The following is a 14272-nucleotide window of genomic DNA, read 5'->3' as shown; positions in this document are numbered from 1 at the left end:
ATCGGTCTCGACGCGTCCGCCGGTCCGCTCTAGGCAGTGCGACATGAAGACCGCCGATTGCGACATCCTCATCGTCCCGGGACTCGGGGGCTCCGAGGAGGACCATTGGCAGGCCCGCTGGGCGGGCCGCCTCGCCACCGCGCGCGTGGTCGAGCAGGACCAATGGCATGCACCGACCCCGGAGGCGTGGTGCGGGCGCATCGCCGAGGCGGTCGCGGCGGCGACGCGGCCGGTCATCCTGATCGCCCACAGCCTCGGCGTGGTGGCCTGCGTTGAGGCGGTGCCGCGCTTCCCCGCGGGCGTGGTGCGCGGCTCCCTCCTGGTGGCGCTCCCGGACGTCGAGGAGGCGCCGGGCCTGCCCGACTCGGTTCGGGCCTTCGCGCCGGTGCCGCGCGATCCCCTGCCCTTCCCGTCGCTGCTGGTCGCCAGCCGCACCGACCCGTATTGCCGCTACGAGCGGGCCGACGACTTCGCCCATGCCTGGGGGGCGCTCACGGTCGACGCGGGCGAATCGGGTCACCTCAACGTGGCGAGCGGGCACGGACCCTGGCCCGAGGGGCTGATGCGGCTCGCCGGGTTCCTGAAGGGCCTCTGAGCCTTCAAGCGCGGCTGCGCGAGGATCGTCGGTGTTCCCGCGAGCCGACTGGATGGGGCGGGGGCGCATTAACGCGCTGTTTACCACCGCCCCGTTCAGTGGCGGCACGGGCGGTCCTTCGTCCCGAAGCCGCCCCTGGAGAGCACCGTGACGCGCAAAGAGCTTCTGGAACGACTCGAAGCGGTGCAGACCGCCCTCGGCCCCCGGGCCCAGAGCAACTTCAACAGCTCGCTGTTCAACGACGTGACGCTGCTCAAGCGGATCGAGGCCTTCGAGGCCAAGCTCGGCGAGCCCGAGAAGCCGAAGACCGCCGACTACACCGGCAACATGTTCTCGCGCATCGCCAACCGCCGCGCCGCCGCGGGCGCCAAGTAGCTTGCCCTATTTCGGCTCGGCCTCGGCCGAGCGCAGCAGCTCGCCGGCGACGTCGGCGAGCCGCGGCGGGGCCTCCCGCACGAACGGCAGCGGCCGGCAGACGTTGAGCGCCGCGAGCCCGAACCGGGCGGTCATCAGACCGTTGAGCACGCCCTCCCCCAGCTTGGCGGAGACCCGGGCGGCGATCCCGAGACCCAGCACCTGCTGCATCACGCTCTCGCCCACCGCCATCCCGCCGGTGACGGTGAGATGCGCGAGCGCCGCGCGCCCCAGCCGCAGGAAGCCCAGGAAGCCCGGCCGGCCGCCGTAGATGGCGGCGATCCGGCGCAGCAGCCGCACCGCCGCGAACACCACGAAGGCCACGTCCACGATCGCCCGCGGGCTCAGCGCCGTCACTGCCGAGACCTGCTTGGCCGTCGTCGCGATGGCATTGCGCGCCTGCCGGTCGAGACCGGCCAGAAGTTCGTGCTCGGCCAGACCGATCCGGTCGTCGACGTCGAGGATCGCGTCGGCGGCGGCGTCGATCCGGGCCCGGCCCGCCGACAGGACGTCGCGGTCGGCGTAGAAGGTCGAGAGCGCCTGCACCACCGCCTGCGCGCCGGTGTGGTCGCGGGTCGCGAGGGCGTCCAGCGCCGACTGGCGCAGGCGCTCGATCTTGCGCTCCCGCCGCAGGCCGGCGAGTTCCCGCACCACGATCGCCAGCAGCGCAAGCGCCGCGAGGCCCAGCAGCGCGAGGGCCACCCAGCCGAGCCAGGGGGCGGCCTGGAACAGGTCGGCGATCATCCGCTCGACCGACAGCCCGACGCCCAGGGAGACGAGGCCGCCCACCGCCGAGAGGAACAGGGCGCCCCAGGGCGAGCGCCGCCGCGGCGCCACCGGCACGGCGACTCCGTCGGCGGCGTCGACGATCTCGAAGGGCTCCTCCACGATCCGGGCCTGCGTCGGCCGGGCGGCGAGCGGCGTCGTGGTCACGCTCGGCTCGGCGGCCGGCTCGGGATTGATCCGGAAGGCGCGGGGTTTCTGGCCGGAGGTCATGGTCGCGGGCTCCGCATCGCACACATCGTCACGCCAGCCGGTCGCCGATCAGGAACTGCATCGCCCGGTCGAGCCGGATCTGCGGCAGGTGCCCGGCGCGGCCGAGCCCGTCGGGCCGTACCAGCGGCGGCCGGAAGCGCGGGAAGCGCAGCGAGCCCGGCTCGACCGCGCCCTCCAGCACCGCCTCGGCGCGGGCCGGCAGCTCGCCCGGGAAGATCGCGGCCTCGCTGTTGCCGTCGAAGACCTCGTTGCCCACCACCTCGCCGGCCTCCGGGGTGCCGGCCACCGCCCGCAGCGTCTCCGACCCGTCGTGGACGGTGGTCTCGCGGGTGGCGCGCACGGAGGCCAGCGCCACGGTGCCCACCCGGGCGCCCGCGGCCTCGGTCCGCCGCATGGCCCGCGACACGAGCAGCCGCAGCAGCGCGTCGAGCCGGTCGTGGCTCGTCTGGTGGAGGTGATCGGCCTTGGTGGCGGCGAACAGGACCCGGTCGGCCCGGGGCGCGAACAGCCGCGACAGCACCGTGTTGCGGCCGATGTTGAGGCTGAGCAGCACCGCGTCCAGCGCCTCCTCCAGCTCCGCCAGGGCGGTCGGGCCGGCATCGACCGCCGACAGGACGTCCACCAGCACGATCTGCCGGTCGACCCGCTGAAAATGGTCGCGGAAGAACGGCGTCACGACCTTGGCCTTGTAGGCCTCGAAGCGCCGCTCCATCAGCCCGGCGAGGCTGTCGGGGGCGATCCCCTCGGTGAGCCGGTCGAGGGGTGCGAAGGTCAGCGCCGGGGAGCCCGCCAGGTCGCCCGGCATCAGGAACCGGCCTGGGGGCGTCGTCGCCACGGCTTCGGGCCCGGCTCGCAGCCCTGCGAGATAGGTCTTGAAAGCGTCGCTCGCCCGCTCAGCCGCGACCTCGTCGAGGGGCCCGTTCGGATCGAAGCCTTTCAACGCCTCCAGCCAGGGCGCAGCGACGGCGGCGCGGCCGGGTCGGCGGGTGCCGCCAATCGTCGCCCGGGACCACGCCGTGTAGCTGGTCTCGATCAGGGCAAGGTCGAGGAGCCACTCGCCGGGGTAATCGACCACATCGAGCATCAGGGTCGCGGGGCCGGTGCGCCAGCCAGCGGCGCGCTCGTAGGCGATCTCCAGGCGGAACTGGCTGATCCGGTCAGTGGAGCGCGGCCAGCGGCGGGCCTCGGTGAGGGTCGCGAAATGCTCCTCGAAGGGGAAGCGCGGCACGTCGTCGTCGGGTTGCGGCACCAGCTTGGCGCGGCGCAGGCGCCCCTCCTGCGCGGGCGCGAAGGCCGGCAGCGCGTGCGTCTCCACGAGGTGGTGGATCAGCGCCGTGGTGAAGACGGTCTTGCCCGAGCGCGCGAGCCCGGTCACGCCCAGCCGCAGGGTCGGCTGGACCAGCAGGTCGTGCGAGGCTTCGGCGAAGGCTTTGACGGCCGAGCCGGCGCGCGCGGCAAGGTCGATCAGGGGCACGGGCGGGCTCGTGGTGAGGGGAACAGGCCGGGCAGAGGTGGAGCGGCGGCGACCGAACCGCAAGGCTTGTTGCTCGGGAAGGCCTGCTGCTCGAAAAGGCTCGGCTCTAGGGTTGCGGGCCAATGGCGGCCGACGTCAGCGGCCTCAGCCGCGCGATGGCACCGGCGACGAGGTCCGGGCCGGCCCGCAGCGTGCCGAGTTCCACCGCCGACATCGCCAGCATCACCGGCGCCAGGTTGGCGCGCGGCACGCCGTCCGGCCCGAACAGGTCGAGGTCATCGCCGGGCTTCAAGCCGACGCTGGCGCTGATCCGGCCGGCATAGGCCTGGATCCGGACCTCGTCGCCGGTGCAGAGCGGGGCCGGCAGGCGCAGGTCGAGGACCGGAAGTCCGGTGGCGATCGCGGGCAGCAGCGCAGATTCAGCCAGCATCCGGTCGGGGCTCGGGACCCGGCTCTCCGCCTTCCGGTCGAGGAGTGCCGCCGGGTCCGCGGCGCCTCGGGACGGCCGGCCGGCGGATCGCCGCGCCGGCTCGGACGACGACGGAGCGATCCCCGCCGCGATGTCGGGCACCGGCTGGAGCATCGCCACCCGCGGCACGGCGGCCGGGCGGCGGGTGGGGCGACCCGCCATCCGGGCTAACGGCGACCAGGGCTGCACCCGCAGGGCCGCCCGGCCCCGGGATGCGCCACCGGGGCGATGCGTGGCGAGATAGCGGGCCCGAAGTGTCCGCCCGAGGCCCCGGGGCGCCAGTGCCGCCGAAACGGCGGGCGTCGCGATCGAGCGGCCCGGCCGTGCGGGGGCGGCCGTGACGCGGCACTCCGCTGGCGCCCAGCGGCGCACGATGGCGAGCGCCGTCCGCCGGTTGTAATCGCGGTAGTAGCGCCGCAGCAGGCTCGCGGCGGCGTCGGCGCCGTCATCGAGGGTGGCGAAGGCGGTGTGGCCCTCCGCGTCGGCCCCGATCTCGCCGGGCCAGCGTGCAGACTTAATGCACCAGCCGTTATTGAGCCGCACGCAGCGGGCGACGTAGGGCGGGTCCTCGGCGAGCGAGGCAGTGACTGCCAGCGCCCGGGGCGTCAGCTGCGCGCCGGTCTGCGCGTGCCAGTTGGACACGGAGCGCGTCGCGGGGTCGAAGCGCGGGGGCTGGTTGTCTGCCCGCGCGTAGGTCGCAGTCAGCGGTGGAAGGGCGCGCAGCCAAGCATCGGCGCCCGCCTCCGCGTGGGGTAACAGGGTTGTGACCAGGATCAGGGCGTTCAGCAGCACGCGGTCATGCCTTGGCGATGAGTGCGGGCATGCCGGACACCATGGCGCATCATGGATTCAGCACCTTGAGCGCCGCTGCGTGCAGCCGCGGGTCGCCCGCCGCGATCACACGTCCGCCGCCGGCGGCGGAGCCGCCGTCCCAGGCGGTGACCCGCCCCCCTGCCCCCTCGATGATCGGGATCAGCGCGACGATGTCGTAGGGCTTCAGCCCGGCCTCGACGACGAGGTCGATCTGGCCGGCCGCGAGCATGCAATAGGCGTAGCAATCGGCGCCGTAGCGGGACATCCGCGCCTGGCCTTCCAGCGACCGGAAGCGCTCGGCTTCCTCGCCCGCGGCGAACAGCCTGGGATCGGTGGTCGCCAGGATCGCCTGGCCAAGATCCGCGCAGCGGCGCGTGCGCAGGGTCCGCTCGCCTGAGGGCGCGCGCAGGCGCGCGCTGCGCCCGTCCCCGGTGAACCGTTCCGCGAGATAGGGCTGGTGCATCATCCCGCGCACCGGCACGCCATTGCGGGTCAGCCCGATCAGGGTGCCCCAGGTCGGCAGGCCGGCGATGAAGGCGCGGGTGCCGTCGATCGGGTCGAGGACCCAGACGCATTCGGCATCGGTGCGCTCCGAGCCGAATTCCTCGCCGAGTATCCCGTGACTGGGGAAGGTCTGGCCGATCATCGCCCGGAGGACGACCTCGGCGGCCCGGTCGGCCTCGGTGACCGGATCGAAGGGCGCGCCGCCGCGGGCCTTGTCGTCGAGACCGAACTGGGCGCGGAAGAACGGCAGGATCGCCTTCCCGGACGCGTCCGCCAAGTCGTCCATGAACCGGCCGAGTTCGACGACGCTCATCCGTTCCGTCCCCTGTTCCGCCCGAAAGCCGTTCGGCCAAGAGGCCGGCCCTGACGAAACCGGCGGGCGCCCCCGCCCGTCAAGCCCCCCGGGCTCATGCTCCGGCCGGCACCGACAGACGCGGCGCTCCGTCTTGGGTGTCCGGCGCGGTGTCTGTCCCGGCTTCGCCAGTCGCCTCCTTCTGCGCGGCCGCCAGCACAGCCTCGACGGCCTCGCGGAGCGATCCCACCTGCTCATCGGCCACGGCGGCGCGTCCCGGTCCGCCGGCAAGCCGGATCGCCCCGGCATCCTGGGCAAGCCACAGGCCGAGCAGGATCGGAACGTCGGGCATCCGGCCCTTCAGCCGCCAGATCAGCCGGCGCAGATGTGTCGGCTCGCCGTCGAGCGCCAGGGAGATCACGCAGGCCATGCGCGCCGGACCCGGCTCGAACCGCCCGATCCGCACGGAGGCCGTATCGGCGAAGGGCACCGCGCGGGCGCCGATGCCGCGCTTCCCCAGGATCTGCGCCAGAATCGCGGCCGCGGCCTCGTCGAGGAAGCCGCGCCCCGCGACACACAGAACCGCACCTTCGCGGGTCCACGCTGAGTCCAGCGCCCCCGGGGGCGGCCCCATCGGCAGCGCGCTGCAGGCCCCCTCCTCGCCGTCCGCGCCTCCGACGGCGTCGCTCCGGTCGGAGAGGTCGGCGATCAACTCGGCGAGGGCGGCGCGCATCGCGCCCTTCTGCTGCGCCGTCAGCACTCCACGGGCGGCATCCTGGGCGGCGAGTTCCAGCGCCTTGAGCACCACCTCGTCGTAATAGGACGAGAGTGAGCATTGCTGCAGGATCAGCTCGGCATGGCCCAGCACCTCCTCGGAATCGCCCGCGAGGATCCGCTGATAGAAGTTCTGGACGGGCGTCAGAGCCGGACGGTCGCCGAACAGCACGTCCAGGAATTCCAAGTGTTCGACATAGCGGCCGAGCACCACGAGGCAGGCCGTAAGCGGCGTCGACAGGATCAGGCCAACCGGACCCCACAGCCAGGTCCAGAACAGGGCGGAGACCAGGACCGCGAAGGGCGACAGCCCGGTGGATTGCCCGTAGAAGATCGGCTCGAAGACTTGGCCGGTCAGCGGCTCCAGGACGATGAACAGGATCGCCACGGCGATCATCATGTTCCAGCCGGGATCGACTGCGGCGGCCAGCGCCATCGGCAGGATCGCCGACAGGACGGCGCCGAGATAGGGCACGAAGCGCATCAGGGCCGAGAAGATCGCCCAAATCACCGGATTCGGCACGCCGATCAGGTAGAGGCCGATGCCGATCACGACCCCGAAGGCGGCGTTCAGGGCGAGCTGCACCACGAAGTAGCGGCTGAGGCGCTTGGCGGCGTCATCGATCGCCACGGTGGTGCGATGCAGGTCGCTCGATCCCGCAAGTCGGATCATGCGGTCGCGCAGGTCCTCCCGCTGCATCAGCACGAACAGCAGCACCACGAAGACGATGCCGACCGTGGCCAAGGGATGCATCACCGGCGTGAGCACGGTCGAGAGCATCTCCAGGGAGCCCGGCGGGCTCGTGGCGACCTCGACCAGGACGGGCTTCGGCGCGGCCGGGGCCTGTTCGGGACCTGGCGATGGTGGCGATTGCGGCGCGGCTGGCTGCGCCTCCGGGCTGCCGGCCTCCTTGGCGCCGCCATGAAGCGCTCGCCCGATATTGGCGACATACTCGGTGACACGCCCGACGGGCGAGTCGCGCAGCCCGTTAATCTTGCGCTCGATGGTAGCCCGGTAGCGCGGGACGTCACCCGCGAGATCGGCCGCCTGAATGCCGATCAGGGTCGCGAGCGCCGCCACGATGCCGACGGTCAGGAGCACGCTGACGCTCACCGCTACCAGACGCGGCAGCCGCAATCGCCGCAGGCTGTTCACCAGCGGCGTGAGCACGAACGACATCAGCAGCGCGATCGCGATCGGGATGAAGATCTCGCGGCCGAAATACAGGGCCGCGATGATGGTGGCGCCGACCACGACCGGCGACGCTGTCGCGGCCCGCGGCGTTTCGGCCGCGGCAACTCGGGTCGGCCGCGGCGGGATCAGCGGCATCCCGGGTCGCGCTGCCGATTCAACCCCGACCGGGGTAGTGGTACCCATACAGTGACTCGCGTTCCGAACGCCACGCGCGGGCAACCGCCGGGGGCAACGGAAGCCTCGCGGACGGGGAACGGCACAGGGCCTGAAAACGATCCCGGCAGCCGTCGCGTATCGGTCAGGACCCCGCGACGCCCGCCCGCGCCACCTCGCCCGCATCCTTGAGTTCGGGCAGCGACCAGCAGAGCTGCATCACCCGCTTGGCCTGCGCGTCCGGCAGCACGCCCGCCGCGAGGTCGGCGAACTTCGACTCCAGCTGTGCGTCGGACATCGGCTTCTCGACGCTGCCGATGGCGTGCTCGATATGCCGGTGGAAGGTCCGCCCGTCGTTCAGCGTCACGGTCATGTCGACCTGCGCGGGATCGACGCCGGGGGTGATCACCGGGACCACCTTCTGGCGCAGGGTCACCACCCGCGGATCGTTCACCGCCCGGTCGCTGAACTGCTTCTCGCCGCCCGCACCTTCGACGAAGGCTACCGCGGCCGCGTGGTAGATGCTGAACTTGCCCTCAAGGCCGGTCTTCGGCGCGGTCTTGCCGGTCAGTTCCAGCACGAGCGGGTGGACCTTCAGGTCGACGCGCTGGATGTCCTCGGGCCTGACATGGTCCGCGTCGCGGATCTGGATCGCCGCGTCGATCGTCGGGTGCATGACGATCCCGCAGGCGAAGGGCTTGTAGGTGTTCAGCTGCGCCTCGTAGCGGGTGCCGAGGCCGTCGGTGATCTCGGACCAGTCCTGCTTGGTGGAGATCGTGTTGGCCCAGCCGCGCTTGGCCTCGATCATCCCGTCCGACGAGGTGAAGCCCTTCGCCGCCAGGATCGCCGCGAACAGGCCGTTCGAGGCCGCGCGGCCCGGGTTGAAGCTCTTGTTCATCGAGCCGAAGGACTCGCGCAGTCCCACCGGCTGCGAGGCGGCGAGCCCCAGGGCGTAGACCATCTGCTGCTCGGTTAGGCCCATCAGCTTGCCGGCCGCAGCCGCGGCGCCGAACGGCCCGCAGGTCCCGGTGATGTGCCAGCCGGCGTCGTAGTGGTTCGGGTAGACCGCGTTGCCGATCCGGCACTCGGCCTCGATCCCGACCACCAGGGCGTCGAGGAATTCCTTCCCCGAGACCGGCTTCATCGCCGCGTAGGCCAGGATCGCCGAGGCGACCGGGCCGGCCGGGTGGATGATCGTCTTCAGGTGGGTGTCGTCGAAGTCGAAGATGTGGCTCGCCACGCCGTTGAGGAAGGCGGCGTTCATGATGTCGAACCGCTCGGTCCGGCCGAACAGCCCGGCCTGGGGCGGCCCCGAGAAGGGCTGCAGGGCCGAGACCGCCACGTTCACGGTCTCGTGGTGCGAGCCGCCGATCGCCACGCCCACCCAGTTGAGGAAGCTGCGCACGCCCTCGCGGCGGACGGGATCGGGCATCGTGTCGTAGGAGGAAATGAGGATCCACTGGGCGAGGATCTTCGTGACGTGCGGCGGGGGCGCCTTCGCGGCCGGCTTCGTCGCCTCGGCCGCCTGCGCGCCCTGCAGGGTGGGCGCCGTCAGCGCGAGGCCCGCGGCTCCGATGAGCGAGCGGCGATTCATCGACATGGCGTTCTCCCGGACAGGGCCGCCCGAGGCGGCCCCGATTGCCGGACATGATAATGAATTCAGTCGCCGGCCGTCAGCCTCCGTGTTTCACCGCGCCGGGTCTGACACCCCTTCACACCAGAACCGGCAGCGCCTCCTGCTCGCCCACGGCGAAGACCCGCCGGTAGCGGGCGACCTCGTCGGCCGGACCCTGCGCCTTGGTGGGGTTGTCGGAGAGCTTCACGGTCGGCCGGCCGTCGGCCTCCGTGACCTTGCAGACGATCGAGACCGGGTCGAGCTTGCCGTCCGGCAGGAGCCCGCGGAAATCGTTGGTGAGCAGCGTGCCCCAGCCGTAGCCGATGCGCATGCGGCCGTGGAACCGGGCGTGGATGCGCTCGATCTCGTCGATGTCGAGCCCATCCGAGAAGATCGCGAGCTTGTCGCGCGGGTCGTGCCCGCGCCCCTGCCAGAAGCGGATCACCTCCTCGCCGCCCTCGATCGGGTCCTTCGAGTCGATGCGGATGCCGGTCCAGTCGCTCACCCAGTCCGGGGCGTTCGCCAGGAATCCCGTCGTGCCGTAGGTGTCGGGCAGGATCACCAGCAGGTTGCCGCCGTAATCCTCCTGCCAGTCGGCCAGCACCGCGTAGGGGGCTGCGGCGAGCGCGGCGTCGTCCTCCGCGAGCGCCGCGTAGACCATCGGCAATTCGTGGGCGTTCGTGCCGACCGGCTCGACCTCCTGCCGAGCCGCGATCAGGCAGTTGGAGGTGCCGAGGAACGCGCCGCCCAGGCCCTCGGCCATCGCCTGCACGCACCAGTCCTGCCACAGGAAGCCGTGGCGCCGCCGCGTGCCGAAATCCGCCACCGACAGGTCGGGCAGCTTCTGCAGCCGCTCGATCTTCTCCCAGACCCGCGTCATGGCGCGGGCGTAGAGCACCTGCAGGTCGAGCTTGCCGAGGCCCCGCAGCACGGCCCGCGCCCGCAACTCGTTGAGGATCGCCAGCGCCGGGACCTCCCACATCGTGGTCTCGACCCAGGGACCGTGGAAGGTCAGCTCGTACTGGCCGTCATGGACGGCGAGTTCGTATTCCGGGAGCTGGAAGTCCTCGAACCAGCTCACGAATTCGGGCCCGAGGATGCGCCCCTGGCCGCGGAAGACGTTGCCGCGCAGCCACGTGACTTCGCCCTTGCTGAGGCGGAGGGTGCGGGCGTGGTCCAGCTGCTCGCGCAGGAGCCCGGCATCGACCTCGTCGGCGATGCGGATGCGCCGCGTGCGGTTGGTGATGCCGAAGGTCGTCCGGATGTCGGGATGCCGGCGCAGGATCGTCTGCGCCATCAGGAGCTTGTAGAAATCCGTATCGAGCAGCGACCGCACGATCGGGTCGATGCGGAAGCTGTGATCGTAGACTCGCTTGGCCAGATCGAGCATTCGTGACGCACTCTGCCGCACTTCGCTCGCGCAGAGCGCATGCCGAGCACGCGCCCGTCAAGGCAACGGGCGGCCTCCTCCTGGAGACCGCCCGCGGAAACGCTGCGTCCTGAAGCCGGAGGCTCAGGCGAGATCGACCTTCTTGGTCTCGGTCTTCGGGCTCTCGCCGGTGAGCGAGGCCTTCACGTAGCCGTAGAGGTGCAGCATCGTGCTGTTCGGGCTGTCCCAGTACTCGCCCTTCTCCGGGTGGACCCGGATCAGCGCCACCTCGGGGTCGTCCTTGCCGTTGGGGAACCAAGTCTTCAGGCTCTCATTCCACTTCGCGTCGATGATCGACTGGTCGCGGACGATCTCGGCCTTGCCGGCCACCGAGACGTAGTTCTGGCTCGACGGGTCGGAATAGGCGAGATTGATCTGGTTGTCCTTGCTGATCTCGGCGGTCTTGGGCGAGTGCAGCTTGGTGAAGAACCACAGGTCGCCGTTCTCGTCGGCGTCGTTGTTCCACATCGGGCGGCTGTTGAGCGTCCCGTCGGAATCGACGGTCGTCATCATGGCGATCTTCACGTCCTTGATGAGCTCGAACAGCTTCTTCGCGCCCTCGTGGTCGCGGTGGTTGCCCTGATGCATGAAAGTGGTCTCCTACGCGTCGTGTCAGTCCCGGCGGGGCTCCGGAGGGGGGCCCGCCTGAAGGCTGCCCCGACAACGGATCAGTCTCCCGTTGGTTCAGCTTGTTCGTGCGGTGAGGAGGTTCGGATGCGGCGTGTTCGGGTGATCGGTCGCGCGGCGCTGGTGCTCGGCGCGCTCAGCCTCTGCGCGCTGCCGGCCGCCGCCGAGGTGCGCTTCGGCCCGGGCGTGCGCATCGGCGGCCACGACTTCTCGAACCGGCGCTACGGGAGCGTCCATATCGAGCGCGTGAAGCGCCTGCGCGGCCCGCTCGGGTGCCGTCGCCTGCGCCACGGCGTCTACAGGCGCGGCGACGGCACGGTGGTGCGCGGCCCCATGGAGGAATGCAACCTCATCGCCCGCCCGCACTGACGCGGACGCCGTCCGGGCTGCCGGCCCGCGACGGGCAGAGGGACGCAGGCGATCGGGCCGGCGGCCGATTGCGGGCGCGGGGTCTGGTGTTCTGGGCTCGCTCGGTTACATGCACTGGCATACCTGCTTGCCCCGTGGAGAACGATTTTGGCGATCACCCGTGACGACGTGCTGAAGGCGCTCGCCGACGTCACCGTCGACGCCGCCGGAACCACCCTGCCCGGCTCGGGGCGGCTCTCCCAGGTCGTGGTCGATGCGAACAGCCGCGTGATGTTCTCGATCCTGGTCGATCCCAGCGAGGCCGAGCGGTTCGAGCCGGTGCGGCGGCAGGCCGAGGGCCGGGTCCTGAAGATGCCGGGCGTCTCGGGCGTGTTCGCGAGCCTCACCTCCGAGCGCAACCAGAGCCACCCGGCCCAGAGCGGCGCCGCGCCGCGTCCCGTGACACCCCCGCCGGTCGCGCCGCCGCGGCCCGGCGCACCGCCGAACCAGGGCCCGCAGATCGCCGGCGTGCGCCACATCGTGGCGGTCGCCTCCGGCAAGGGCGGCGTCGGCAAGTCCACCACCGCCTGCAACCTCGCCCTGGCGCTCCAGGCCCGGGGGCTGAAGGTCGGCCTCCTCGACGCCGACATCTACGGCCCGTCCGTGCCGAAGCTGTTCGGTCTCTCGGGCAAACCCAATGTGGTCGACAACAAGGCCATGGAGCCGATGGTCGGCTACGGCCTCAAGGTCATGTCGATCGGCTTCCTGATTGAGCCCGAGACGGCGATGATCTGGCGCGGCCCGATGGTCCAGTCGGCCATCACCCAGATGCTGCGCGACGTGGTCTGGGGCGAGCTCGACGTGCTCCTGGTCGACATGCCGCCCGGCACCGGCGACGCGCAGCTCACCATGGCGCAGGCGACGCCGCTGTCCGGCGCCGTGATCGTCTCGACGCCCCAGGACCTCGCGCTGATCGACGCGCGGCGCGGCGTGACCATGTTCAAGAAGGTCGCGGTGCCGATCCTCGGCGTCATCGAGAACATGGCCACCTTCGTCTGCCCGAATTGCGGCCACGCCTCGCACATCTTCGGGCATGGCGGGGCGCGGAACGAGGCGCAGCGGCTCGGCGTGCCGTTCCTCGGCGAGGTGCCGCTGGACATGACCATCCGTGAGACTTCGGATTCCGGCCGGCCTGTGGTCGCGACCGACCCGGAGGGGCCGCACGCCAAGGTCTACCGGGACATCGCGGCCCAGCTCTGGGCGAACCTGTCCGGCGCGCCGGCCGGTCGGGCGGCGCCGAAGATCGTTTTCGAGTGAGGCCGTGGCGCCGCCGGTTCTGGGCCTGATCCTGGCCGGCGGGCGGGCGCGCCGGATGGGCGGCGGCGACAAGCCGCTGCTGCGCCTCGGCGGGCGGACCCTGCTGGAGCGGGTGGTCGAGCGGCTGGGGCCGCAATGCGGGGCCGGGCTGGCGCTGAGCGCCAATGGCGACCCGGCGCGGTTCGCCGGGTTTCCCGGGCCAATCCTGCCGGATCCGCTGCCGGATCAGCCGGGCCCGCTCGCCGGTATCCTGGCGGGGCTGGAGTACGCGGCGGCGCACGGGATCGGGTGCGTGGTGAGCGTGTCGGGCGACGCACCATTCCTGCCGGACGATCTGGTGGCGAGGCTCTACGCTGTCGCGCCGGATACCGGCATCGCCCTCTCGGCCTCTGGGGAGCGGCAGCACTACACGATCGCGCTATGGCCGGCGGCCCTGCACGATGCGCTTCGGGATTATCTTGAGCGAGGAGAGCGGCGCGTCGGCGCCTTCATCGCCTCTCACGGGGCGGCGGTGGCGTCCTGGCCGGTGGTGCCGATGGACCCGTTCCTGAACGTCAACACGCCGGAGGATCTGGCGGCGGCGGAAGCGTTCAACCGGAGCGATGTCGCTCGGTCAGAGTCTTCGGGTTTCGTGGTTCGGCCGTCATCACGAGCGCAGCGAGGTGACCCAGGGCAGCGCGACGCCTGAAGACGTCGCCCCCCTGGATTGCTTCGCTCCGCTCGCAAGGATGGTGGCGCCGAGACCATCACGCGGGGGACGATCTCGGACCTGCGAAAATGCGCTTCAGCCTCAGGCTTCCGCGACGGTCGCCTTCACGATCTTGTCCGGCGAGCGCGGCGGCTCGCCCTTGTTGATCGTGTCGACCACGTCCATGCCTTCCACGACCTTGCCCCACACCGTGTACTGCTTGTCGAGGAAGCGGGCGTCGTCGAAGCAGATGAAGAACTGCGAGTTCGCCGAGTGCGGGAAATTCGTCCGCGCCATCGAGCAGGTGCCGCGCACGTGCGGCTCGGCGTTGAACTCGGCCTTCAGGTCCGGCAGGTCGGAGCCGCCCGAGCCGGTGCCGGTCGGATCGCCCGTCTGGGCCATGAACCCGTCGATCACCCGGTGGAACGGCACGCCGTCGTAGAAGCCCTGGGCGGCGAGCGTCTTGATCCGCTCGACATGGCCCGGGGCGAGGTCGGGGCGCAGCGCGATCACGACGCGGCCCTTGGTGGTCTCCAGCACGATGGTCTCGTTGTCGGCCATGGTCTTTC

Annotated in this window: 14 protein-coding genes; 5 read left to right on the top strand and 9 right to left on the bottom strand. The window is 71.3% G+C overall.

Translation table 11 applies throughout. The annotated features are described in order from the left end of the window. Positions 1-43: 43 nt before the first annotated feature. Positions 44-595, top strand: coding sequence for an RBBP9/YdeN family alpha/beta hydrolase (locus BLT59_RS15895; protein ID WP_091782028.1), 552 nt, complete (start codon positions 44-46; stop codon positions 593-595). A 147-nt stretch (positions 596-742) separates the two neighbouring features. After that, positions 743-970, top strand: coding sequence for a hypothetical protein (locus tag BLT59_RS15890; RefSeq protein ID WP_012319110.1), 228 nt, complete (start codon positions 743-745; stop codon positions 968-970). A gap of 6 nt (positions 971-976) precedes the next feature. On the opposite strand, the gene BLT59_RS15885 is transcribed toward BLT59_RS15890, so the two are convergent. From BLT59_RS15885 to BLT59_RS15850, 8 genes are all read right to left on the bottom strand, one after another. Beyond that, positions 977-2005, bottom strand: a complete 1029-nt coding sequence (locus BLT59_RS15885) for a YcjF family protein (RefSeq protein WP_091782025.1) — start codon at positions 2003-2005, stop codon at positions 977-979. 28 nt (positions 2006-2033) lie between these two features. Beyond that, on the bottom strand, positions 2034-3479 hold the full coding sequence (locus BLT59_RS15880) for a YcjX family GTP-binding protein (protein WP_091782021.1): 1446 nt from the start codon (positions 3477-3479) through the stop codon (positions 2034-2036). A gap of 106 nt (positions 3480-3585) precedes the next feature. After that, entirely contained in the window at positions 3586-4740 is a 1155-nt protein-coding gene (locus BLT59_RS15875; RefSeq protein ID WP_091782018.1) for a hypothetical protein, read from the bottom strand. Between the two features lie 49 nt (positions 4741-4789). After that, positions 4790-5578 (bottom strand): histidinol-phosphatase, encoded by a 789-nt coding sequence (gene hisN / locus BLT59_RS15870; RefSeq protein WP_091782016.1) that lies wholly within the window; start codon positions 5576-5578, stop codon positions 4790-4792. A gap of 94 nt (positions 5579-5672) precedes the next feature. Next, entirely contained in the window at positions 5673-7709 is a 2037-nt protein-coding gene (locus tag BLT59_RS15865; protein ID WP_091782013.1) for an AI-2E family transporter, read from the bottom strand. A 115-nt stretch (positions 7710-7824) separates the two neighbouring features. Beyond that, positions 7825-9279, bottom strand: a complete 1455-nt coding sequence (locus tag BLT59_RS15860) for an MmgE/PrpD family protein (protein ID WP_091782010.1) — start codon at positions 9277-9279, stop codon at positions 7825-7827. A 112-nt stretch (positions 9280-9391) separates the two neighbouring features. After that, entirely contained in the window at positions 9392-10684 is a 1293-nt protein-coding gene (locus tag BLT59_RS15855; RefSeq protein WP_091782007.1) for a nicotinate phosphoribosyltransferase, read from the bottom strand. A 123-nt stretch (positions 10685-10807) separates the two neighbouring features. Then, entirely contained in the window at positions 10808-11311 is a 504-nt protein-coding gene (locus BLT59_RS15850) for a pyridoxamine 5'-phosphate oxidase family protein (protein ID WP_024830124.1), read from the bottom strand. A gap of 126 nt (positions 11312-11437) precedes the next feature. On the opposite strand from BLT59_RS15850, the gene BLT59_RS15845 reads away from it, so the two are divergent. From BLT59_RS15845 to mobA, 3 genes are all read left to right on the top strand, one after another. Continuing rightward, the gene (locus BLT59_RS15845; protein WP_091782004.1) at positions 11438-11719 is read left to right on the top strand and encodes a hypothetical protein; all 282 of its coding nucleotides are present in this window, start codon (positions 11438-11440) and stop codon (positions 11717-11719) included. Positions 11720-11866: 147 nt separating this feature from the next. Continuing rightward, positions 11867-13015 carry an Mrp/NBP35 family ATP-binding protein gene (locus BLT59_RS15840; protein WP_091782001.1) on the top strand — a complete coding sequence of 383 codons (1149 nt, stop codon included), beginning with the start codon at positions 11867-11869 and terminating at the stop codon, positions 13013-13015. Between the two features lie 4 nt (positions 13016-13019). Beyond that, positions 13020-13703 carry a molybdenum cofactor guanylyltransferase MobA gene (gene mobA / locus BLT59_RS15835; protein WP_091781997.1) on the top strand — a complete coding sequence of 228 codons (684 nt, stop codon included), beginning with the start codon at positions 13020-13022 and terminating at the stop codon, positions 13701-13703. Positions 13704-13805: 102 nt separating this feature from the next. On the opposite strand, the gene BLT59_RS15830 is transcribed toward mobA, so the two are convergent. After that, the gene (locus BLT59_RS15830) at positions 13806-14264 is read right to left on the bottom strand and encodes a peptidylprolyl isomerase (protein ID WP_091715579.1); all 459 of its coding nucleotides are present in this window, start codon (positions 14262-14264) and stop codon (positions 13806-13808) included. Between the last annotated feature and the right edge of the window lie 8 nt (positions 14265-14272).

This window comes from Methylobacterium sp. UNC378MF (assembly GCF_900103195.1).
Taxonomy (GTDB): domain Bacteria; phylum Pseudomonadota; class Alphaproteobacteria; order Rhizobiales; family Beijerinckiaceae; genus Methylobacterium.
Note: the sequence above shows the minus strand (reverse complement) of the source record. Positions and strands in the feature narration are given on the sequence as shown.

What these genes read in the sequence shown, in the direction of transcription:
- BLT59_RS15855 (WP_091782007.1), bottom strand. Translation starts at nt 10,684, where the DNA reads ATGCTCGATCTGGCCAAGCGAGTCTACGATCACAGCTTCCGCATCGAC.
- BLT59_RS15860 (WP_091782010.1), bottom strand. Translation starts at nt 9,279, where the DNA reads ATGTCGATGAATCGCCGCTCGCTCATCGGAGCCGCGGGCCTCGCGCTG.
- BLT59_RS15865 (WP_091782013.1), bottom strand. Translation starts at nt 7,709, where the DNA reads ATGGGTACCACTACCCCGGTCGGGGTTGAATCGGCAGCGCGACCCGGG.
- BLT59_RS15845 (WP_091782004.1), top strand. Translation starts at nt 11,438, where the DNA reads ATGCGGCGTGTTCGGGTGATCGGTCGCGCGGCGCTGGTGCTCGGCGCG.
- BLT59_RS15885 (WP_091782025.1), bottom strand. Translation starts at nt 2,005, where the DNA reads ATGACCTCCGGCCAGAAACCCCGCGCCTTCCGGATCAATCCCGAGCCG.
- BLT59_RS15895 (WP_091782028.1), top strand. Translation starts at nt 44, where the DNA reads ATGAAGACCGCCGATTGCGACATCCTCATCGTCCCGGGACTCGGGGGC.
- BLT59_RS15850 (WP_024830124.1), bottom strand. Translation starts at nt 11,311, where the DNA reads ATGCATCAGGGCAACCACCGCGACCACGAGGGCGCGAAGAAGCTGTTC.
- hisN (WP_091782016.1), bottom strand. Translation starts at nt 5,578, where the DNA reads ATGAGCGTCGTCGAACTCGGCCGGTTCATGGACGACTTGGCGGACGCG.
- BLT59_RS15830 (WP_091715579.1), bottom strand. Translation starts at nt 14,264, where the DNA reads ATGGCCGACAACGAGACCATCGTGCTGGAGACCACCAAGGGCCGCGTC.